Here is a 22,730-nt window from a genome sequence, read left to right as displayed (position 1 = left end):
CGGACACTGAAATCCCCAGGAATGCCCATGCCTCAGCGCTCGGAACCGGCGCCCACCGTCTCGCGCCCGCCCACCGGAGCCTTCGCCCTGTCGGCCGCTCAGCGCGGCATCTGGTTCGCCCAGCACTTCGCCGGTGACACGCCGATCTCCATCGCCCAGTTCGTCGAATTCTCGGGTGCGGTCGATGTCGACGCGCTCGCCGCGGCGGCCCGACAGGCCGGGCGCGAGTTCGGCACCGGATATCTGCGGCTGATCGAGATGGACGGTCAGCCATACCAGTTGGTCGATACCGAACTCGACGATCACATCGAGACCATCGATCTGCGCGGGGAACCCGACCCCGAGGCGGCGGCGCGAGCCTGGATGCGCGCGGAGTATTCCGCGCCGTTGAACCTGCTGACCGATCGGCTCGTCCAGGTCGCCATGCTGCGGATCGGGGCGGACCGCTGGTTCTGGTACTCCCGGTTGCACCACATCGTGCTGGACGGCGTCGGCGCGCTGACCATGATGCAGCGCACGGCCGAGATCTACGACCACTCGGTGCGGGGCCGCGAAGTCCCCGCGGGGCGGGCGGAGCATCTGCGCCGGATCGTGGAAGACGATCTGTCCTACCGGGATTCGGATCGCCTGCGGACCGACCGGGAGTACTGGCGCGAGCACCTGAACGGAATGGCGCAGCCGGTCACCCTGGCCGGGCGCGAGGCGGGCGTCGACGCACAGCCGAATCTGGTCAGCGGCGAATTGCCCACCGCGACAGCGCAATTGCTCGAGGTCGTCGCCGAGCGGCAGCAGTCGAGCGCGGCGCCGATCATCGTCGCCGCCTTCGGCGCGTACCTCGGCGCCATGACCGGTGCGCCGGAAGTCGTACTCGGCCTGCCGGTCTCGGGCCGCACCACGGCGACGCTGCGGCGCTCGGGCGGCATGGTCGCCAACGTGGTGCCGCTGCGGCTGCGCCTGGATCCCACGCAGACGGTGGGCGATCTGATCCGTGCCACTCAGGCCGAACTCACCGGGGCGCTGCGCCGCCAACGGTACCGGCAGGAGGACATCATCAGGGATCTCGGCTGGGCGATGGACGAGGTCACCTCGTTCGGGCCGACGGTCAATCTGATGATGGTGGACAGCCGGATTCGGCTCGGCGAGGTCACCGGGCGGCTGCACGTGCTGACCTCCGGCCTGATCGACGATCTGTTCGTCAACGTGTACCCGGGTGTCGGCGGGGAGTCCACCCATATCGACTTCCAGGCCAACCCGAAGCTCTACGACGAGCGCGAACTGGGCACGCAGCACGATCGCTTCCTCACATTCCTGTCGCGGTTCCTCACTGCCGGAGCGGATTCCGCGCTGGCGTCGGTCCCTGTGACCTCGGCGGCCGAGCGGGCCGAGCTGGTTCCCGCGCGCGGTTCGGCCGATGCGGCGCCGTGCACGCTGCCCGACATCCTGACGGTCGCGGCGCGGCCGCGGGCCGACGCGATCGCGGTGCGGGCCGAGGACGGTGTGCTGTCCTACCGACAGCTCGACGAGCACGCCGCGCGGCTGGCGCGGTTGCTCATCGCCGCCGGTGCGGGACCCGAACGCGCGGTGGCGATCTCCGTTCCGCGGTCGCTGCGGTCGGTGCTGGCGATGTGGGCCGTGGCGCAGACCGGCGCGGCCTTCGTCCCGATCGATCCCACCTACCCGGCCGATCGGATCGAGTACATGGTCGCCGACAGCGGCGCGGTCATCGGGGTGACCGTGGCGGCGGCGCGAGCGGCGCTTCCGGACCGGATCCGCTGGCTGGTACTCGACGATCCGGATACCGATTCCGCGGTGGCCGAGCAGGTTTCGGCGCCGATCACCGATGCCGACCGGCACGCGGCGGTCCACCCCGACCAGCTCGCCTATCTCATCTACACCTCGGGCTCGACCGGTCTGCCCAAGGGCGTACCGGTTTCGCATCGCGGCCTCGCGAATCTGGCAGCGGGCTCCGGCGCCGCGTTCGGTGTCGGCGCGGATTCGGTGGTGGCGCACGCGGTGTCGCCGAGCTTCGACATCTCGGTGGAGGAGCTGCTGGTGGGCTTCGCGGCGGGCGCGACGGTCGCGGTGGTGCCGCCGCGGGCCTATGCCGGGCAGGAGCTGGCGGACGTGCTGCGCGCGCATCGCGTCACACATCTGAATGTCACTCCGGCCGTGGTGGGTTCGCTGGACCCGGCGGCGCTGCCCGAACTGCGGACCGTCGTCGTGGGCGGTGACGCATGCCCGCCCGAACTGGTCTCGACCTGGTCCGGCCGCACCCTGCTGAACGGGTACGGGCCGACGGAGACGACGGTGACGGCCACGGTGAGCGGGCCGATGGCGCCCGGTGCGCCGGTCACCATCGGCGGCCCCGCGCGCGGTGTGACCGCCCTCGTGCTCGACCCCTGGCTGCGGCCGGTTCCCCCCGGGGTGACCGGCGAGCTGTATCTCGGCGGCGCGGGCCTGGCGCGCGGCTATCACCGCCGCACCGGCATGACCGCGACCAGCTTTGTGGCACACCCGTATACGCCCGGCGAACGCATGTACCGCACCGGCGATCTGGTGCGCTGGCGTCGCCGCGACGGGCGCCCGGAGTTGGAGTACGCCGGTCGCGGTGACGCGCAGGTGAAGGTGCGCGGGTACCGCATCGAACTCGGCGAGATCGACGCGGTGCTGCAAGGGCTGCCGGAGCTCGACTTCGCGGTCACGATCGGCGCCGAAACCGGTTCGGGCGCTACCGCTCTCGTGTCCTACGTAGTCGGCAAGCCCGGGGCGGACCCGGATCCCGAGCAGCTGAAGAACGCTGCCGCGCAGACCCTTCCGGCGTATATGGTGCCCGCGCTGGTCATGGTGCTGGACCGCGTCCCGCTGACGCCCGTCGGCAAGCTGGATCGCCGCGCGCTGCCGCCGCCGGACTTCCGGGCCCGCGCGAGCACCGGGCGCGCGCCCTCGACACCGCGCGAGCGGGCCCTGGCGGCGCTGTTCGCTGAGGTCCTGGGCCTGGACGCGGTGGGCGCCGACGACAGCTTCTTCACGCTCGGCGGCGACAGCATCGTCGCCATCCGGCTGGTGTCGCGAGCCCGGGCGGCGGGGCTGAGCTTCAGCGCACGGGATGTGTTCGAGCGCCGGACGGTGGCCGGGCTGGCGGCCGTCGCCTCCGACGCGGCCGCCACGGCCGTACCCGAACTGCCCGGCGGCGGGGTGGGCGCCGTCGAACTCACGCCGATCGTCCACGCCATGCTCGAAACCGGCGACGCCTGGGGACGTTTCGCGCAGGCCGTGCTGATCGGGCTGCCCGGAGATATCGACCGGTCACGGCTCACTGCGGCGGTACAGGCGCTCATAGACCATCACGACATGCTCCGCAGCTCGCTGCGGCGCACCGGCGACGGCTGGGAATGGGCTGTGGGCGAGCGTGGTTCGGTGCGTGCGGCCGACGTCGTGAGCAGCGTGCCGGTCGACAGCGACAGCGTGGATTCGGCAATCGACAGCGAACTGTGCAGGGCCGCGGACTCTCTCGACCCTGAGTCGGGTGCGGTCTTCCGCGTCGCCCTGCTCGAATCCCCCGGCACCGATCCGATGCTCTGGTTGGTGCTGCATCACCTCGTCGTCGACGGGATCTCATGGCGCATTCTGCTGCCCGACCTCGCCACCGCCTACTCCGGCGGCGCGCTGGAACCGGTGGGCACCTCCTACCGGCGCTGGGCAGACGGTCAGCGCGAGCAAGCCCTGCGGCGCGTCGACGAGCTGCCGCTGTGGCGCGACCTGCTCGCCACCGACGATCCGCCGCTCGGAGCGCGCGCGTTCGACCCGGCCGTCGATATCGTGGCCACCGAGGCCCGGCTGCGGACCACCGTCGACGCCGATCTCGCGACCGCGGCGCTGGAAACGATTCCGGACCGCTTTCATTGCGGCGCCGACGATGCCATGCTCACCGCGCTCGCCCTGGCCGTGGCCCGGTGGCGCGAACACCGCACCACACTGCTCACGCTGGAGGGGCACGGTCGCGAGGAGGCAGTGCTGCCCGGCGCCGACGTCTCACGCACGGTGGGGTGGTTCACCACTGTCCATCCGGTAGCCCTGGACCTGAGTGGGATCGACCTCGACGACGCCTTCGCCGGTGGCGCGGCCGCCGGGGCGGCGATCAAGTCCGTGAAGGAGCAGTTGCGCACGGTGCCGGACAAGGGCGTCGGCTACGGGATGCTGCGCCATCTGAATCCCGCTACGGCAGCGGAGCTTTCGAGGCAGCGGGAGCCGCAGATCAGCTTCAACTACCTCGGCCGTGCCACCACCGCCGACTCGGCGGCGACCCAGACAAGTTGGCTGCCACAGCGTTTCGAGGCCACCCGCGACGATCGGGCGCCGCTGGCCGCGGTCGTCGACATCAACGCGATCATGGGTGCCGACGGGCTCGAGGTTACGTGGGCGTACGCCTCCCTCCTGCTCGGCGAGGATCGGATCGGCGAACTGGCCGACCTGTGGGTCGCGGCGTTGAAAGCGCTCGCCGCGTACGCGGAGAACGCCGATTCCGGTGGGCACACGCCCTCCGATTTCGGACTCGTCGCCGTATCGCAACCGCAGATCGACTCCTGGGAGCGTGCCTATCCCGGCCTCACGGACGTGTGGCCGCTGTCGCCTTTGCAGTCCGGCATGCTGTTCCATGCCCGCTACGACACCGATACCGCCGACGACTACACCGTCCAGACCCGGCTCAGTCTCGCCGGTCGCATCGACGCGGATCGTCTTCGTGCGGCCGCGCAGGCGCTGGTCGACAGGCACGAGAACCTTCGGGTGGCCTTCGTCGAGACCGCCGACGGCCCGCGGCAGATCGTCGTGGGTTCGACCGAGATCCCTTGGCGTGATATCGATCTGACGGGTATCGCCGAGCTCGCCGAACGGGAGCGGGAACTCGAGCGGGCGATCACCGTCGACGCGAGCACCCGATTCGACACGACGCGGCCTCCGCTGCTGCGTTTCGCGCTCATCCACACCGGGGCACAGGCGTGCACGCTGCTCATGACGAACCACCACCTGGTGCTGGACGGCTGGTCGACCCCGTTGCTGGTGCGCGAGTTGCTCGCCGGATACCTCGGCCTGGTGTCCGGTCGGCCCGCCGAGTTGCCCGCGCCGCCGTCGTATCGCGCGTTCCTCGCCTGGCTCGCCGAACAGGACGACGAGGCGTCGCTCGCGGCGTGGACCGAGGCGCTGGCGGGCGTCGACTCGCCTACCCGCGCGGTGCCGTCGCTGGCGGGCATCACGTCGGCCGAATCCGCCACGGTGACCGTTGATCTGTCCCGGGACGTCGTGACGCGGCTGGAGTCCACCACACGGGACGCGGGCGCCACCGTCAACACCGCGGTGCAGGCGGCGTGGGCCTTGCTGCTCGCCATGCTTACCGGGCGCGGCGACGTGGTTTTCGGCGGCACGGTCTCCGGCCGCCCGCCACAGCTGCCCGGCGTCGAGGACATGGTGGGCCTGTTCATCAACACGGTTCCGGTCCGGGTGCGGCTGAATCCGGCCGAGTCGATCGCCGATCTGCTCGCCCGCGTACAAGCCGAGCAGGCTCGGCTGCTCGATCATCAGCATGTCGGGCTGGCCGCCGTCCATCGGGCCGTCGGATTGCCCGAATTGTTCGACACGCTGACGGTTTTCGAGTCGTACCCGATCGACCGAGAGGCGCTGTCGCAGGCCCTCGACATCGCCGGTATGCGGATTCTCGACGTGACCGGCACCGATGCGACGCCGTACCCGCTGAACCTCATGGCGATTCCGCTCCCCGACGGCCTGCGGTTGTCGGTCAAATATCTGGCCGACTACCTCGACGGCGGTGCCGCACGCGGGCTGCTCGACCGCTTCGTTCTGCTGCTCGAGCAGATCGCCGAGGAACCGCGGCGGCGGGTCGGCCGGTTGCGGCACTGCGACGCGGACGAACTGCGGGCACTGCTGCCGGTGCGTGGCGCCGATTCCGTTGCGCCGCGCATACTTCCGGACATCCTCGCCGCCGGTGCCCGGATCGATCCGGGCGCCGTCGCGGTCGGCGCCGGGGATCTGACGATGACCTACGGCGAACTGGACGCCTGGTCGAACCGGTTCGCCCGGGTGCTGCTGCGGCGCGGCGTGGGCCGCGAGGTGTTCGTGGTGCTGGCGCTGACCCGTTCGGTGGAGTCGGTGGTGGCGATGTGGGCGGTTGCCAAGACCGGCGCCGCCTTCCTGCCGCTGGATCCGAATCATCCGGTGGAGCGGATCGAGCACATTCTCACCGATTCTCGGGCGCCGATCGGAATCACGGTGTGCGCCACCGGCGAAACACTGCCCGGCTCCATCGACTGGCTGCTGCTGGACGACCTGAACACCATCCGCCGCGTGATGACCGTGTCCGACGCGCCCGTCACCGACGCCGAGCGCGGCGGGCCGATCGTCCTCGACCAGACCGCGTACCTGATCTACACGTCGGGCTCCACCGGCAAGCCGAAGGCGGTGCTGCTCAGCCATCGCGGGCTCGCCAATCTGGTTGCCGCCCAGCGGGAGTCGCTGGAGCTGAACCACACGGCCTCCGTATTGCAGGTCGCCTCACCGAGTTTCGACGCCTCCGTGCACGAGCTGCTGAAGGCGCACGGCATGGGCGGTCGGCTGGTGCTGTCGCCACCCGAGGTGTACGGCGGCGCCGAGCTGGAGAAGCTGCTGCGCGAGCAGCGGATCACGCACGCCGTGATCACGCCGTCGGTGCTGGCGACGATGGATCCGCGCGAACTCGACGACCTTCGCATGCTGTCGGTCGCGGGCGAGCCGGCCGGGCCGGAGCTGGTCGCCGAATGGTCGACAGGGCGGCGCATGGTGAACCTGTACGGCCCCACGGAGTTCAGCATCTGGGCTACCGGACCGGGTGAGCTGCGCGCCGGTGCGCCGATCACGATCGGCGGGCCGATCCGCGGCGCGGCGGCGATGGTCCTCGACGCCTGGCTGCGGCCGGTGCCGGTGGGTGTCACCGGCGAGCTGTATCTGGCCGGTCCCGCGCTGGCGCGCGGCTACTTCAACCGCTTCGCCCTCACCTCCACGCGGTTCGTGGCAGACCCGTACGGCGCTCCGGGCGCCCGCATGTATCGCACGGGCGATATGGTGCGCTGGGTCGAGACGCCCGGCGCCGGTGTGGAACTGGAGTATCTGGGCCGCACCGACTTCCAGGTGAAGATCCGCGGTCTACGCATCGAGCTCGGCGAGATCGATGCGGTGCTGGCCGGGGACCGCGAGGTCGACTACGCGGCGACGATCGGCTGCCCGGGTCCGACCGGTGCGACGGTGCTCGTGTCCTATATCGTCCCCGTCCCGGGGCACACCATCGATACCGAGCGCCTGCGGGGCCGCATTGCGGGCGCGCTGCCCGGCTACATGGTGCCGAGCTATCTCATAGTGCTGGACGAGGTTCCGCTCACCCCGGTGGGCAAGCTGGACCGCGCCGCGCTGCCCGCACCCGATTTCGCCGATCTGCAACAGCGCTACCTGGCGCCGCGCACGGCCGTGGAACAGGCGGTCGCCCAGGCCTTCGCCGAGGTTCTGGGCACCGAGCGGGTCAGCGCCGACCGCTCGTTCTTCGAGCTGGGCGGGAACTCGCTGAACGCGACCCGCGTTGTGGCACGGGTCAATTCGGCATTGGGTTCGACCGTCGCACTGCGTGATCTGTTCGATGCGCCCACCGTGGCGCGACTGGCCGCCCGGATTCCCGCCGCCACCGACGGTGCGGGCCGCCGGGCACTCGCGCCCCGGCTCCGGCCCGACCGGGTGCCGTTGTCGCCCGCGCAGCAACGCATGTGGGTGCTCAACCGGATGGACCCGGGCTCCGCCGCCTACAACATCGCCGCGGCCCTGCGCCTCACCGGCGAGCTGGACATCGCCGCCCTGCGAACCGCATTCGCCGACCTTCTCGCACGACACGAAAGCCTCCGCACGGTCTATCCGGCCGACGCCGACGGGCCACGCCAGGTCGTGATCGACGCCGCCGCAGCCCTGCCCGACATCCGGCTCATCCACACGGAAGACGGCACCGCCCTACGCAACCGCATCACCGAACTCGCCGGTACCGGATTCGACCTCGCCGAACAACCGCCGCTGCGAATAGGCCTGTTCCATCTCATCGAAAAGCCCGATCCCGCCGACGCCCCGTCCTCTTCCTATTTCCGGGCGGACGAACACGCTGGAAGTACGACGAATGGTGAGCGCGCCGGAGGACAGCCGCCCGTGTATGTCGTGGTGCTGGTCGTGCACCACATCAGCGCCGACGGGGCCTCGATGGCGCCACTGGCGGCCGATCTGATGGCGGCGTATGTAGCGCATCGGGACGGCGACGGGAGCCCGCTGCCGTCGCTGCCCGTGCAGTATGCCGATTTCGCGCTCTGGCATCGCGAGTTGCTCGGCGTAGAGTCCGATCCGGAGTCGCTGGCGGCCAAGCAGATTCGGTTCTGGACCGACACGCTCGCCGGAGCGCCCGATGTGCTGGAACTGCCCTCGGATCGGCCGCGCCCGGCGGTGCAGTCCATGCGCAGCGCCGATCGGCGTTTCGAACTCGACGCCGAACTGCACCTTGCGCTGGTCGATCTCGCGGCCGAGACCGGTACCAGCCTTTTCATGGTGGTCCACGCCGCACTGGCCGTACTGCTCGCCCGGCTCGGCGGCACCGACGACGTCGTGGTCGGCACGGCGGTGGCCGGGCGCGGCGAACAGGCCCTGGACGGGCTCGTCGGCATGTTCGTCAACACCCTCGCCTTGCGGACCGCGGTCGATCCGAATGCCGTCTTCCGGCAATTTCTTTCGCAGGTCCGCACCACCGACCTGGACGCCTTCGGCCACGCCGACATCCCATTCGAACGACTGGTGCAGGTGCTCGATCCCGCCCGGTCGACCGCGCACCATCCGATCTTCCAGGTCTCGCTGTCGCTGCAGAACTTCGTGGAACCGGTGCTGGAGCTGCCCGGATTGCGCGTCGAGGCCGAGCCGTTCGACCGCGACGCATCGCAGTTCGATCTTAGTCTCGATCTGCGGGAACGCTTCTCGGAATCCGCCCCGGCGGGCGTGGACGCTGTACTCACCTTCGCCACCGACCTCTTCGATGACGAGACGGCGGAAGCCTTCGCGCGTCGCTGGCGGCGAGTGCTGGCCCAGATCGTCGCGAATCCGGACCGGACCGTCGCCGAGATCGGCATACTCGATGACCCCGAATACGCCGCGCTGGTTCCGGTCTCGGGTGCACCCGGTACGCACGAGACGACCCTGGCAAATCAGCTCGCGGCGACCGCCGCCCGATATCCCGACCGCCCGGCACTGATCGCCGATGGCGCCACGCTCACCTACCGGGAACTCGAGCAGCGCTCCGGGCGACTGACGGCGGTGCTACGCGATGCGGGCGCCGGGCCGGAAACCGTTGTGGCCCTTGCTTTGACGCGCGGCGCTGAACTGCTCATCGGTCTCTGGGCCGCCGCACGGACGGGAGCGGCCTTCCTCCCCGTCGACCCGGCACACCCCCTCGACCGGATCGAGCACCTGCTCTTCGATTCCGGCGCGGTGCTGGGGATAACCGTCGCCAGTCATCGCACCCGGTTGCCCGCGGGCGCCCACTGGCTGGTTCTGGACGATCCGCAGGTGCTCCGGACCTGGCAGGACGCCCCGGAGGATGCATCGCTGCCCGAGGTCCGAGCCGACCACCCCGCGTGGATGATCTACACATCCGGCTCGACCGGAACTCCCAAGGGCGTCAGCGTCACCCACCGAGGGATCGCCGATCTGATTGCGGCACAGCGCGAGTCCCTCGGGCTGGACGCGACCGCGCGGGTGCTGCAGGTCGCCTCGCCGAGTTTCGACGCGTCGGTGTTCGAGGCACTCATGGCATTCGGGTCCGGCGGGGTCGCGGTGGTCGCGCCGCCCGACGTCTTCGGTGGCCCCGCGCTGGCGGAACTCATCGCGGCCGAGCGGGTCTCGCATCTGGTGATCACACCGTCCGCGCTGGCCACCATGGACCCCGACGCGGTGGCCAGCGTGCGGGTGCTCGCGGTGGCCGGTGAGGCGATCGGCCCCGAGCTGGTGCAGCGCTGGGCTTCCGGCCGCACCATGGTCAACCTGTACGGCCCCACCGAATTCACCATCTGGGCAACCACTTCCCGACCACTGCGGCCGGACGCCCCGGTCACCATCGGCGCACCTGTCCGCGGCGCCGCCGCCCTGGCGCTCGACGACCGGCTGCGCCCCGTCCCCTTCGGAGTAGCGGGCGAACTGTACCTGTCCGGTCCCGCCCTGGCGCGCGGCTACCAGTCCCGCCCGGACCTCACCGCGGCTCGCTTCGTGGCCGATCCGTTCGGCACACCCGGGGACCGCATGTACCGCACCGGCGACCTGGTCCGCTGGACCGGATCGCTCGACGCCCCCGAACTGGAATACCTGGGCCGCACCGACTTCCAGGTCAAGGTCCGCGGCCAGCGCATCGAACTCGGCGAGATCGACGCCGTCCTCGGTCGCGCGCCCGGAGTCGACTTCGCCGTCACCCTGGGCGTCCGGACGCCTACCGGTTCGACCACCCTCGCCGCCTACGTGGTCCCCGCGGCGTCCCGGAAGCTCGCGGCCGAACCGAGCCGGGCGAACTCGATCGGCCATCCAGCGGAACCCGCGGCGCACGCACTCGGCCCCACCGTGTCCGAGGAGGCGCCTCACCACACCGACGGCACGGGCCGTACGGCGAGTACCTCCGCTCCCGCACCGACGACAGGCTTGTCCGATAGCGCACCGGCTTCCGAGTCCGCCGGAGCTGCGGCACTCCGCCCGGCAACGGTGCCCGCCGAGGGCCTCGGAGCGCCGAGGCGTCCCGTCGCGGACGAAGGGCTCGCGGAGCGGGCGGCAGGAACCGGCACGGACTACCCCGACGGCAGCGCGGTGCGCTCTGCCGCGGCGGGGTTCGATGTGGCTGCTCTCCGCGCGTATGCGGCCGAGATTCTTCCCGCGTACATGGTGCCCTCCGCCTTCGTGGTGCTGGATGCCGTCCCGCTCGACGCGGTCGGCAAGCTGGATCGGAAGGCGTTGCCGGAGCCCGTTTTCGACGATGTGGGCATCGAGTACGTCGCGCCGCGCACACCCACCGAGTCGAGGCTGGCGGCCGTGGTCGCCGAGGTTCTGGGCCGGGAGCGGGTCGGGGTGCTCGATTCCTTCTTCGCCCTGGGCGGGGACAGCATTCTCGCCATCCAGCTGGTGTCGCGGGCCCGGGCGCAGGGCATCACGCTCACGCCGATGCAGGTGTTCGAGCACCGCAGCATCGCCGCCCTGGCCGAGGTCGCCGACGCGGGCGATACGGTGGTGGCGCTGGAGGAACTGCCCGGCGGCGGAGTCGGAGAGATGCCGCTGACACCGATCGTCCGATACATGGTCGAGCGGGGCGGCGACTTCGACCGGTTCGCCCAGACCGCGGTGCTGGAGCTGCCGGTCGGAATCGAGCGGCGGCAACTCGTGGCCACGCTGGCCGCGGTGATCGATCATCACGACGTGCTGCGGGCCATCCTGTCTCGCGATGATGACGGTGAATGGCGCTTGCGCACAAGCGGTCCCGGCGCCGTCGATGTGCATTCGCTGGTTCACCGAATCGAGTTCGCCGCCGATGCCGACACCGTGGACCTGCGCGAGTTCGCCGTCGCCGCCGTCGATTCCGCCATGGACCGCCTCGATCCGGCGAGCGGGACGATGCTGCAGTTCGTGTGGCTCGACCCGGTCGGCGCGGCCGGTGCCCGGCACCGCGCGGGTCGGCTGATCGTGATCGCGCACCACCTGGTGGTCGACGGGGTCTCGTGGCGCATCATGGTGCCCGACTTCATGGCCGCCTGGGCACAGGTTTCCGCGGGCACGCCCCCGGTCCTGTCCGAGTCTGGGACATCCATGCGCCGCTGGGCACACGCACTCACCGAAGAGGCACAGCGCTACGAACGGGCGGCCGAAACCGACTACTGGCGCAGGGTCGTCGACGGCCGCGATCCACTCGTCGGTCCCCGCGAGCTGGATCCCGCGGTCGATCGCGTGAACACCCTGCGCACTGTCGAAATCGAACTTTCCGAACGGGTTACGACCGACGTGCTCACGACGCTTCCCGCACTGTTCGACGGCAGTGTCGAGGATGGTCTGTTCGCCACACTGTCCCTCGCCGTGTTGCGATGGCGAGACCGCCGCGGCAGTTCACTCGCGACGGCAGACGAAAGCTCCGTGCTACTGCGCCTCGAGGGCCACGGCCGCCAGCAGGAGATCATCCCCGGTGCTGACCTGTCACGCACGGTCGGCTGGTTCACCAGCATCTACCCGATGCGCGTGGACATGGCGGGAATCGACATCGACGACGCCCTCACCGGAGGCCCCGCCATGGGCTCGGCGATCCGCGCCGCGAAGCATCAGCGATTGGCCATCCCCGACAAAGGCATCGGATTCGGGCTGCTTCGTTACTTGAATCCGACTGCCGCCGAACGGCTTCCGAAGCGGTTGCCCGGCCGGATCGCCTTCAACTATCTCGGCCGGTACTCCGCGTCGGAAATCCCCGCCGGACTGGAGGGCCTGGGCTGGCTGCCCACCGATGAGTTCGGCGATCTGCACGCCGATGAGCACGCCTCGGTCCCGGTGGCCGCGGAGATCGACGTGAACGCCCTCGTCGTCGGGGGCCGCCTGCGGGCAAGTCTCCGCTATCCCGAGACTCTGCTGACACACGACGATATCGCCGCCCTGGCCGCGATATGGTCCGAAATGCTCAATGCGGCAGCGATTTTCGCTTCGACATCGCACGCACGCCGCGCCGCGGCCGAGGAGGCGGAATACCTCGCGGCACAACAAGCGAGCAGCGAACCGGCCGGGCTCGGCCTGGACGTCCTGCTGCCGATCCGCCCCGAGGGCGACGACCCCGCGCTGTTCTGCATCCACCCCTCCTCCGGAATCGCCTGGACCTACCTGGGATTCGCCGAACACCTGCGCCCGGGACGGCCGATCTACGGCCTGCAGGCGCCGGACCTGAGCGGCGAGCCGTCGCCCGGCTCCATCGACGCCTTCGCCGACCGATATGTGCGCGAGATCCGCCGCATCCAGCCACAGGGCCCGTACCACCTGCTCGGCTGGTCGTTCGGCGGGCTCATCGCCCATGCGGTCGCCACCCGGCTCGAACGGTCCGGGGCCGAGGTGGGCATGGTCGCCCTGCTGGACGCGGACACCGCCGACATCGACGGCGCCAGCATCGAAAAGCTCACCGCCGGAGCCTTCGTCAACACCTTCGGCTCCGTCTTCGGCATCGACGAGGTGCCCGCGACGGCCACCGCACAGGTTGCGGCGGAGCTGATCCAGGAGCGTATGGGCGGTGTGTCGATGGTGGATGCCACCACCCTCGAGCGCATGGCGGGTTCCTACAACGCGTCGGCGGACACTCGCACCGGCTACCGCCGTCCCGTATTCCGCGGCGACGTCCTGTATTTCAGCGCGACCGTCGACACCTCCGACATCTTCGGCCCCGACGGGTGGCGCCCTTTCGTCACCGGCGTCATCACCAACCACGACATCGATGTAGCCCACGACGAGCTGACCGCTCCGCACGTGCTGCCGACCATCGCGCACGCGCTCGACAACCACCTGGAAGGCTGGCAGTGAACATATCCGGCGGAGTCCTCGTCGAGGGCATAGCGAAATCCTTCGGCGCCGTATCCGCGCTGCGCGGTGTCGATTTCGAGGCGCGGCCGGGCGAGGTGCTGGGCGTACTGGGCCCGAACGGCGCGGGCAAGACCACGACGGTGAACATTCTGTCGACGCTCATCGCGCCCGACCGGGGGCGTGCGCGCGTCGCCGGATACGACGTCGTGGCCGATCCGGCCGCGGTGCGCCGGTCCATCATGCTGACCGGCCAGTTCGCCGCCCTCGACGACATGCTCAGCGGCTACGAGAATCTCGTGATGTTCGGCCGCCTGATGGGTCTGCGCAAGCGCGCCGCCCGCGCCCGGGCCACCGAACTGATCGCCGAGTTCGATCTCGACGCGGCCGCCGATCGTCGCGTCGGCACCTATTCGGGGGGCATGCGCCGCCGCATCGACATCGCCTGTGGACTGGTGGTGCGGCCGGACGTGGTCTTCCTCGATGAGCCGACCACCGGACTGGATCCCCGCAGCCGCCAAGGGGTCTGGGACCTGGTCGCCGGATTTCGCAAGGAAGGGATCACGACGCTGCTGACCACGCAGTATCTGGAGGAGGCGGATGCGCTGTGCGACCGCGTCATCGTGATCGACCACGGCGTGGTGATCGCCGACGGCACCGCCGACGAACTGAAGGCCCGCACCGGCGGCAGCTACTGCGAGGTGGTGCCGCTGAACCCGAAGGAACTGCCCGCCATCGCCGCGGCGCTGGGTTCGCTGCTGCCCGACGCCAATCTGTCCGCGCTGACCGGTGATTCGGACCGGCTCGCCGTTCCGGCGCCCGACGGCACGCAGACGCTGACCGAGGCGCTGCGCCGAATAGACAGCGCCGGTATCGAACTCGTCGACATCGCGCTGCGCAGGCCGTCGCTCGACGACGTATTCCTGAAGCTCACCGGCCATCTCGCCGACGGGGCCGCCCGATGACCGCATGGCAGGCGTCGATACGCGCCACCCCGATCACCGTGCAGCAGTGGTGGGTGCTGACGGTCCGGTTGATCACGCCCTCGGTGAAGACGGGCGAGGTCCTCGCCTCGGTGCTGGCCCCGGCCGCGTTCACCGCGAGCTTCTACCTCCCGCTCGACCGCGTGATGTCGTTCTCCGGCACCGGATTCTCCAGCTACGCGCAGTTCATGATGCCGATCGTGATCCTGCAGGCCGCGGCGTTCACCGCGATCTCCGCCGCCTTCCGGGCCGCGACCGACGCGGTGTCCGGGCTGGACCGGCGGTTCGGGACGATGCCGATCGGCCCGCTGGTGCCGCTTGCGGCGCGCATGTCCGGCAACGTGTTCCGGCTGTTCGTCGCGCTGGCCGCCGCCCTCGCCTGCGGTCACGTCATCGGCTTCCGCTTCCATCTCGACGCCGCGCACACCCTCGGATTCCTGCTGCTGGCGGTGCTGATCGGCCTGGGCTTCACGCTCGGCGCGGATGCCATCGGCACCGCGTCGAAGAGTCCGGAGGCCACCACCCAGGCGCTGGTGCTGCCGCCGCTGATCTTCGGCATGCTGTCCACCGGCCTCGCCCCGGCGACCCAATTTCCGCACTGGATACAGCCTTTCGTGCGCAATCAGCCGATCTCGCAATTCGCGACCGCGTTGCGCGCGCTGGCCGGGGACACCCGGGCCGATGTCGGCGCGATGAGCTGGTCGCTGCTGGGCCCGCCGCTGGCGTGGGCGGGCGCGATCGCGCTGGCGGGGATCGCATTCAGCGTCCGGTTGAGCAGGAGGAAGGCATGACCACACAGCTCGCCGCATACCGGTCCGAAAACGGACCCTCGATTTTACTGCGGCACACCGTGATTCAGACGCAGCGCTTGCTGGTGCGCTGGATGCGGAGCCCGGTCACCCTGCTCGAGACCCTGATCATTCCGTGCCTGCTGCTGTTCATGCTGGACACGGTGGTCGGCGGTCAGATCGAACGTTTCTCGGGAACCGACGCCCTTTACGGCTCCGTGCCGATGGTGGCGATCGTCGGCGCGCTGTCGGGGGCGGTGGCGGGAGGGGTGATGCTCGGGCGCGAACGGGACGCCGGTCTGCTCGCCCGATTCTGGGTACTGCCCGTACATCGCGGGTCCGGGCTCGCGGCCCGCGTGCTGGCGGAAGGCTGCCGCATCTTCGCGGGCACCGTCATCGTCATCGCCGTGGGATTCGTCCTCGGCTTCCGGTTCCAGCAGGGCCCGCTCGCGGCCGCCGTCTTCGTGCTGGTGCCGGTGCTGTTCGGCCTGGCCTTCGCGACCATCGTCACCGCCGTCGCCGTGTTCACGGCGAAAGCCACACTGGTGGAAGGGATTACGATTCTGTCCTCGCTGCTGATGTTCTTCAGCACGGGATTCGTCCCACTGGCCGCCTATCCGCGGTGGCTGCAGCCGGTGGTCCGCAATCAGCCGATGTCGGTCACGGTCGACGCGATGAAGGCGCTGTCGCTCGGCGGCCCCCTCGCCCACCCGCTCACCCTCACCCTCGCCTGGTCCCTCGGCGGCATCGCCCTGTTCGCCGTCCCCGCGGCGCTCGGCTACCGCCGCGCCAGCAGGCGTTGACCCAGACCACCCCGCAGGTGAATCCCGTGGTACGGCCGTTCTTGCACAGGATCTCCCCCGCCCCGGCGGGCGCACCGATCCCGGTCAGCGTCGAGGGCCCGACCTGCCGCACCGGCCTCACCCTGCCGGGATCGAATTCGATGACGGCCCAGTCGTCTTCGGCATCCTGCACCACGACGAACCCGAGCGGTCCGGCGCCGGACGCCGCCTCCGCGCCGACCAGTGCCCCGGTATTTTCGGCGCAATGCCCGGCGGTAATTCCTACGAGCTTGTCCTCGCGGGTCGTAGCCGATCGCGGTCAGCGTGCACAGCGCCATCTGACCACGCTACGGCCCGATAGCCGACACACATGACAGACACTCCGGGGACGCACACACGAACCGGCTCTTCGGGACGTCCGCGGAGCCGAGGCACGCCCCGGATCAAGAATGTGCGGAGCGGAAACGCGCCGCCTTGGCCTGGTTCCCGCAGGTTTTCATGCTGCACCACCGACGGCGCCGACCGCGGGAGCTGTCGAGGAAGAACCAGCCGCAGCGATCGCAAGTACGCACGGGGCGCGGCGGTGGGCTCAGTACCAGCCTGATCCCGGCCAGCGCGACCACCGTGAGCGCGCCCTGAGCCGTTTGCGGCGCCACGGAACCGTCCGGCCCCACCGTGACATCGCTGCCGATGCCGCGACGTGCCGTATCGAGGAGCCCCGCCAACGCATCCGGGGGCACGGCGTGACCACGGGCCTGCGCCTCGAAGATCACCCAGAAGCGCTCCCGCAGCACCCGCGCGACGGCCAGCGCAGGCTCGTCGAGGTGGACCTTGCCGGACGACGGCAGCAGTTCGGCGTGGCGCAGCCAGGACGTCAGATCGTCGCCGCTACCGAGCAGATCGGCACCGAGTTCCGGCGTGCGACGGTAGACGGTATTCGCGAAGTCGAGGGCGATGTCACCGGCGATGAAATGGTCGTCGATCCACGTGGTGGTCACGCTCGCGCCGCCGCCCGATGGAGCACGTCACCGACGAAGGTGGCCAACTGCGCCGACACTTCGGCCGCGTGCGTCTCCAGCAGGCAGTGCCCGGCGTCGTACAGATGGGCGTCGAACGCGGTCATCTCCCGGTGATAGGCCAGGACCTCGGCGATGTCGAAGTACGGGTCGTGGCGGCCCCACAGCACCAGGCACGGGGGCTGAAACTCCTTGTGGTAGGCCGTGATATCCGCGAAGCGGGCCACGTGATTTCGATAGTCGTAGAAGAGTTGGAACTGGATATCGATACTGCCGGGCCGGGCAAGCCGTTCCCAGTCGAGATGCCACGACTCGCACGGATACAGCTCCTGCAACTCCGGCCGCTGTTCACCGATGTACTGATCACGGGTTGCCGAGAAGTTCAGCCACTCCGGCAGCGCCGCCCTGTTCTCCTCGGTCGGCTCCGCCCAGTACCGGCGGGGCGCATCCCACGCCTCGTGCAGCCCCTCTTCGTGCGCGTTGCCGTTCTGCACCACCAGCCCGAGCACCCGCTCCGGATGACGCATCGCCATCAAATACCCGACAGGCGTACCGAAGTCGGTCACGTAGAGCACATAGCGCTCCACACCGAGCTCGTCGATGAGCGACTCGATCACATGAGACAGATGCTCGAAGGTGTACTCGTACTCCTCGAGCGGCGGCGCACCGGAGAACCCGAACCCGGGCAGATCCGGCGCGATCGCATAGAACTGCTCACCGAGAACGGGCACCACCTCCCGGAACGTATACGACGAGCTGGGATAACCATGCAGCAGCAGCACCGCGGTCGAGGACGGCGCCCCCGCCTCGCGATACCGCACCGTCACCCCATCCAGCTCCCGCCACAGATGCCTCGTCTTGGCCATACGCATCACAGCACTCCCTCCAACGTCGGGACCTTGTACTCCCCAGAGTAACCTTATTGAGGGTTTTAAACGGTTGCTGATCTCAGCGCACCTGCACGGCCGGACGGGACGGGCTGGCAGCGCGGTCTTAGAACTGCACCCTTGGGACAGCCCGGAATTGACCGCGACACCGATCGAATGGTGTACCGACAGCTACGCCGGGTGGGTCGAGCGCGCTGCAGGCGAAATCAGCCGAGATATGGCGCGCTTCGTCCCTCCAGATAGTGGGTCAGCCTGAGTCGCTGCGTGTGATGCATGTCGAGACTGCTCAGATCGGCGGGGGATACGAACCGTAGTTCGGTGGACTCATCGGAGATCGCGAGCTCACCCCCAATGACACGAGCAAGGAAGCATACGTTGAACTGGCGTCGGACCTCGCCATCGCTGTAGGCGATTACGTGGCGCGGATCGGTGTAAGTGCCGACGAGCCCGGTGATTTCGATGTCGAGGCCGGTTTCCTCCTTGACCTCTCGTATCGCACAGCCGGGGAGACTGTCGGTCATCTCCATGCCGCCGCCGGGCAGCGCCCATAAGCCGCTGTCAGCACGCCGCTGAAGCAGAATGCGACCCGTGTCATCGCACACCACCGCGGACGCCGCAACGACAAGACTGTTCGGCTCCGGTGCTGCTGGGTCATCGTAGAACTCGGTGCGCGCCATCGGCTCAGCCTTCCACTGGTCGGCCCGTTTGCCAGACCGCGTTGAAACTGTCGCTGTAGGTGTCGAACAGGCCACCGTCGAGGGTGCGACGCAGATGCCAGACGGGCGCCTTGTAAGCATTCACTCCCCACATGTGGGCGTTGACCAACATTTCTTCGTCGGCTCGAAAGATGCTGTTGTAAAGCGTCGTGGCATGGGTCCGCAGCTCAATACTCGGTGTTACTCGCAGTGCCCGGTAGTGCATCAAGGCGAGACGGCAGCGGGATTCGATACCGTGCCCAAATTTCTCTTCCCTGCCCCGTTGCAGGACATTGGCGCTATCGGCGTCACCCACGGCGATCCGTATCGCACAGCCCGCCTCGGCTCGTTCGATCAGAAGATCGTTGAGACTTGGGTACGCCTCGTGGAGGAAGACCGCCGCGTAGACCAGGATGTCGATGCGGTCACGCGCCGCCGCGAACAGGTCGACGAACATCGACGCCGGGACGCATGCCCTCTGGTCGTAGAGGGCAACAAGCTCTGGACTGACGGCACGGGCTGTGCGCGGCTGCCGTAGAGCGGGCCACAGAGCATGGACATCCTCACCCAAAAACTCAGCAGCTTGGATCGCGGTACGCCGCCGAGGGACTCGACCGAGGTTCACCCAGCGTTCAACAGATTTCGGATCCACGCCTGTCGCCTCGGCCAAGCTCGCATGGGTCCATCCTCGCGACGCCAGGGCAGTTCGCAACCGCTCATTCGACATAGGGACGTTATACACCAGCCGGGACGTCCCGAAGTGGGAAACGTAGGAGGTTCCGATGCCCCAACGCTCAGCGAGACCCTGTGTGCAGCACGCGCTGCCGGGTGTCGCCAACCTCGGCAGCGAGTGCATCCCAACCACACACGGCAGGGGACACGGTGACGCGGCCGACCGCTTTCGGATGGATCGACTACGAGGTGAGCAGCGCGCCCGAGTGGGATCGCTCCCAGGTACAGCGGCTCGCGCGGCGGCTTGGATACCGGCTGGTGTGGCCGCGCGAACTCTCGGTCTTGCCGGTCGCGGATCAGGCGCGCAACGCTGGCGCGGATGTGGTGATCGTTCCGGCGCCCGACCATCTCGACCCACTCGAGCTGAACGCGACGATGGTTGTCGCGGACGTGGAAACGGTATTGCCGCGGTTGAGCTTCGCGCGCTGGTCGATAACGGGGGCGGCACGATGAGTGGGTGGAATGTCGTCGGACTGGTGGTCGCAGCCGGGCTGCCCCTGCTGGTGTTGGTGGCGTCGATCTGGTGGCCCGATAGGGACCAGGGCGACGAGTAGATACCCGCCGCCCGACCGAGTGGCGACTTTGCTCTCGGCAGTAGTGACTATGCATCTCCCAATCCGCCGCCCACAAGACGACCCGACGCAATCCTGCCGGTCGGCGGCAGCCCACGATTAACATCGACACCATGTCGACTCCACACGTCGAGCGACCCGATCTTCCCGAGTACATGACCTGGGAAGAACTCGGACGCCTCTCCGAGGAGATCGCGGGTCAGATCGAGCTGTGGGACGGCAGGGTGGTGTGGGTTCGGCGGGGTCCGGCCGAGCACCAGGACTTCTCGGCTGAGTTCCGTAATGCGCTGCGCAGATGCGCCCGGGATGACGTGGCCGGTCACCGAGAGCATTGCTGGCGAGTAACCATCGAAACGAATGTATTCTTCGGCGACACTGGGAAATCGGACTTCGTGACTCCCAATTTCCTCGTGTACAGGCGCCTGGAGGAGGCGTTTCAAGACATCCGTGCTGCCGATGTCTACCTCGCGGGCGAAGTACTTTCGCCGTCAAACACCGATCGCGACATAGAAGCGAAGAAGGCGCGTTACGCCAGCGCAGGCATTCCCTGGTATTGGGAAGTGCTCCTGGGGCGCGACAACCCCATCAACGTTGTCCGCGCATATGCGCTGGAGACGGGTCATGGGCGCTTGCCGTCCGGAGTCAGACCGCTTCACCCTGCCAACTACGTGATTGCCGATGAGTGGGCAGCGACCAGGACGGCAGGGATCTCGTTCGAGTTTCCCTATCCCATCCGTATCCCCTGGTCCGAGTTGGAGTTCTGACCGCGGCGGTCAGGTCTGGGCCGTCAGGTCCTTGCCCAGGTTCGCTGCGGTCTCCTGGAGTAGCGGAATGATCGAGTCCATGTCCAGGCCGGAGACTCGGGCCTGCGGGCCGGAGATCGAAATTGCCGCTCGCGTAGGGGCATTCGGGATCGCGACCGCGAAGCACCGGACGCCGATTTCCTGTTCGCCATCGTCGACCGCGTAGCCCTGGATGCGGATGCGGTCGACCTCGGTGCGCATGACCGACGGGTCGGTGATGGTGTGGGTGGTGCGGGGGCTCATGGCGATGCGGGACAGGATGCGGTCGCTCTCCTCGGGCGCCAGGGTCGCGAGGACGGCCTTGCCGACGGCGGTGCAGTGCAGGTCCACGCGCTGGCCCACCTCCGTGAACATGCGCATGGCGTGCGGGGAGGGCACCTGGGCGACGTAGACGACCTGGTCGCCGTCGAGCACCGCCATGTTGGAGGTCTCGCCGGTGAGGTCGCGCAGCCGGGTCAGGTGCGGGCGGGCCGAGGCGCCGAGCACTCGACCGGCGGTCTCGCCGAGGCGAATCAGCCTGGGCCCCAAGGAGTATCGGCGCGACGGCTGCTGCCGGATGTAACCGCCGGTAATCAGGGTGCGCAGCAGCCGGTGAATGGTCGGCTGCGGCAAGCCGGACGCCTCGGCCAGTTGCGACAGCGTCGCCTCCCCGCCCGCGTCGGCGACCAGCTCCAGCAGTTCGAAGGCGCGATCGACCGACTGCACCCCGCCGGTCCGCGGACTGGCTTCGGTCACGGCGATCCTTCCGTCCTGAGTGGGCATGCCCACCATCTTCGCAGCCTCGTTCCACCTTATGGAAGTTCGCATAGTGGAAATAGACTTCGATAATACGGAAGAGTTGACACGTCCTGCCGTCGCACCCGCCATTCTGGCACATCGGAGGCTTTCATAGCCGCCATCGCCGCACGCCGGTATTCAGATGCGTAGGCCGGGCGTCAGCAGAAGCCGGGGATTCCGTGCCACGCCGCGCCGCGGTCGGTGGCGTCGTCGCGCTCGACCGCGGCCTCGATCAGGCCGTAGGGCCGGTCCGCGGCGATGAACACCTCGCCCGGGTTGTCGAGGCCGAAACGTCCTATGTCGTACAGGAAGTGGTGCTTGTTCGGCGCGGAGAATTTGATCTCGGCGACCTCCCGATGCTGCTCGAGCACTGCGCGACCCATGCTGTAGAGGGTCTGCTGCAGGGCGTAGGAGTGCACGGCGGCGAACTGGCGCAGCAGGATCGAGCGAATGGAGTCGAAAGACTTGTCCCAGTTGACATCCGTGTGGTCGTAGCGCCACCGAGCCACCAGCGAGGTGGCCATAATCCGGTCGTTGGTCTCCTCGAGCGTGGTGTACTTGTCCTTGAAGTAGCCGTGGAACTCCGACCCGGTCGATTTCAGCACCACCAGATCCTTGATGCCCGAGACGACATGCGCGCGCCGGTCCGGGCCGACTCCGTCCACATTGATCACCGTCGTCCGCACGCCGCCGCCGCTCCGCACGAACGAGTGGTCGTGGCCGATGCCGTCGACAGGGATTCTGTCCCAGGCGTATTCGTCGATCTCCACGCGTGCGCCGTCGGCGCCCGGGCAGCGGGCGATGAAGTGGTCGGCGAGGGTCAGGCCGAAGTCCTCGATCGCCTCCACGCCCTTCTCCTTGGCGAAGGCGAAAACGGTGTTCTTCTGGGTGTCCGTGGGCAGGATGTCGCACTGGTCCCCGGTGATGTGGGCGTCGGCGAACCGGCCGCGCAGCGCGGAGGAGACGTTGAGGTCGCGGATCTGGTGTCGCGCGCTGTCGCGGAAGACCCGGACGAGGCGGTTCTCGGCCTTGCCGTACTGGTTGGACCCGAGCTGGATGGCCATGG

Annotated in this window: 12 protein-coding genes; 6 read left to right on the top strand and 6 right to left on the bottom strand. The window is 68.7% G+C overall.

All coding sequences use genetic code 11. The features are described from left to right. Positions 1-27 precede the first annotated feature (27 nt). Genes ACYVLQ_RS18300 through ACYVLQ_RS18285 form a run of 4 tightly spaced genes read left to right on the top strand, consistent with a single transcriptional unit; the run spans position 28 to position 16,203 of the window. The gene (locus tag ACYVLQ_RS18300) at positions 28-13,632 is read left to right on the top strand and encodes an amino acid adenylation domain-containing protein (RefSeq protein ID WP_460698700.1); all 13,605 of its coding nucleotides are present in this window, start codon (positions 28-30) and stop codon (positions 13,630-13,632) included. Then, positions 13,629-14,594, top strand: a complete 966-nt coding sequence (locus ACYVLQ_RS18295; protein WP_460698699.1) for an ATP-binding cassette domain-containing protein — start codon at positions 13,629-13,631, stop codon at positions 14,592-14,594. The genes ACYVLQ_RS18300 and ACYVLQ_RS18295 overlap by 4 nt, the downstream gene beginning before the upstream one ends. Continuing rightward, positions 14,591-15,403, top strand: a complete 813-nt coding sequence (locus tag ACYVLQ_RS18290; RefSeq protein WP_460698698.1) for an ABC transporter permease — start codon at positions 14,591-14,593, stop codon at positions 15,401-15,403. Before ACYVLQ_RS18295 ends, ACYVLQ_RS18290 begins: the two co-directional genes overlap by 4 nt. Then, the gene (locus ACYVLQ_RS18285; RefSeq protein ID WP_460698697.1) at positions 15,400-16,203 is read left to right on the top strand and encodes an ABC transporter permease; all 804 of its coding nucleotides are present in this window, start codon (positions 15,400-15,402) and stop codon (positions 16,201-16,203) included. Before ACYVLQ_RS18290 ends, ACYVLQ_RS18285 begins: the two co-directional genes overlap by 4 nt. A gap of 422 nt (positions 16,204-16,625) precedes the next feature. Here the strand turns inward: ACYVLQ_RS18285 and ACYVLQ_RS18280 are convergent, their stop codons facing one another. The 4 genes from ACYVLQ_RS18280 to ACYVLQ_RS18265 form a co-directional block, all read right to left on the bottom strand. Further along, positions 16,626-17,180, bottom strand: coding sequence for a CGNR zinc finger domain-containing protein (locus ACYVLQ_RS18280; RefSeq protein ID WP_460698696.1), 555 nt, complete (start codon positions 17,178-17,180; stop codon positions 16,626-16,628). Then, positions 17,177-18,070 (bottom strand): alpha/beta fold hydrolase, encoded by an 894-nt coding sequence (locus ACYVLQ_RS18275; RefSeq protein WP_460698695.1) that lies wholly within the window; start codon positions 18,068-18,070, stop codon positions 17,177-17,179. Before ACYVLQ_RS18275 ends, ACYVLQ_RS18280 begins: the two co-directional genes overlap by 4 nt. Before the next feature lie 221 nt (positions 18,071-18,291). Further along, the gene (locus ACYVLQ_RS18270; RefSeq protein ID WP_460698694.1) at positions 18,292-18,762 is read right to left on the bottom strand and encodes an NUDIX hydrolase; all 471 of its coding nucleotides are present in this window, start codon (positions 18,760-18,762) and stop codon (positions 18,292-18,294) included. A 4-nt stretch (positions 18,763-18,766) separates the two neighbouring features. After that, a complete protein-coding gene (locus ACYVLQ_RS18265) occupies positions 18,767-19,507 on the bottom strand; it encodes a helix-turn-helix domain-containing protein (RefSeq protein WP_460698693.1) in 741 nt (246 codons plus the stop codon). Between the two features lie 194 nt (positions 19,508-19,701). On the opposite strand from ACYVLQ_RS18265, the gene ACYVLQ_RS18260 reads away from it, so the two are divergent. Then, a complete protein-coding gene (locus tag ACYVLQ_RS18260) occupies positions 19,702-19,965 on the top strand; it encodes a hypothetical protein (RefSeq protein ID WP_460698692.1) in 264 nt (87 codons plus the stop codon). Between the two features lie 232 nt (positions 19,966-20,197). After that, entirely contained in the window at positions 20,198-20,848 is a 651-nt protein-coding gene (locus ACYVLQ_RS18255) for a Uma2 family endonuclease (RefSeq protein WP_460698691.1), read from the top strand. 9 nt (positions 20,849-20,857) lie between these two features. Here the strand turns inward: ACYVLQ_RS18255 and ACYVLQ_RS18250 are convergent, their stop codons facing one another. Both ACYVLQ_RS18250 and pucL read right to left on the bottom strand, forming a co-directional pair. After that, a complete protein-coding gene (locus ACYVLQ_RS18250) occupies positions 20,858-21,622 on the bottom strand; it encodes an IclR family transcriptional regulator (protein WP_460698690.1) in 765 nt (254 codons plus the stop codon). Between the two features lie 200 nt (positions 21,623-21,822). After that, positions 21,823-22,728 carry a factor-independent urate hydroxylase gene (pucL, locus tag ACYVLQ_RS18245; protein ID WP_460698689.1) on the bottom strand — a complete coding sequence of 302 codons (906 nt, stop codon included), beginning with the start codon at positions 22,726-22,728 and terminating at the stop codon, positions 21,823-21,825. Between the last annotated feature and the right edge of the window lie 2 nt (positions 22,729-22,730).

The sequence above is a fragment of the Nocardia thraciensis genome (genome assembly GCF_054782435.1).
This window is presented reverse-complemented; position numbering and strand designations above follow the sequence as displayed.

Bases quoted from the DNA above. Each gene is read 5' to 3' on its own strand.
- ACYVLQ_RS18300 (WP_460698700.1), top strand. From the start codon at position 28: ATGCCTCAGCGCTCGGAACCGGCGCCCACCGTCTCGCGCCCGCCCACC.
- ACYVLQ_RS18290 (WP_460698698.1), top strand. From the start codon at position 14,591: ATGACCGCATGGCAGGCGTCGATACGCGCCACCCCGATCACCGTGCAG.
- ACYVLQ_RS18285 (WP_460698697.1), top strand. From the start codon at position 15,400: ATGACCACACAGCTCGCCGCATACCGGTCCGAAAACGGACCCTCGATT.
- ACYVLQ_RS18275 (WP_460698695.1), bottom strand. From the start codon at position 18,070: ATGCGTATGGCCAAGACGAGGCATCTGTGGCGGGAGCTGGATGGGGTG.
- ACYVLQ_RS18270 (WP_460698694.1), bottom strand. From the start codon at position 18,762: ATGGCGCGCACCGAGTTCTACGATGACCCAGCAGCACCGGAGCCGAAC.
- ACYVLQ_RS18265 (WP_460698693.1), bottom strand. From the start codon at position 19,507: ATGTCGAATGAGCGGTTGCGAACTGCCCTGGCGTCGCGAGGATGGACC.
- ACYVLQ_RS18255 (WP_460698691.1), top strand. From the start codon at position 20,198: ATGTCGACTCCACACGTCGAGCGACCCGATCTTCCCGAGTACATGACC.
- pucL (WP_460698689.1), bottom strand. From the start codon at position 22,728: ATGGCCATCCAGCTCGGGTCCAACCAGTACGGCAAGGCCGAGAACCGC.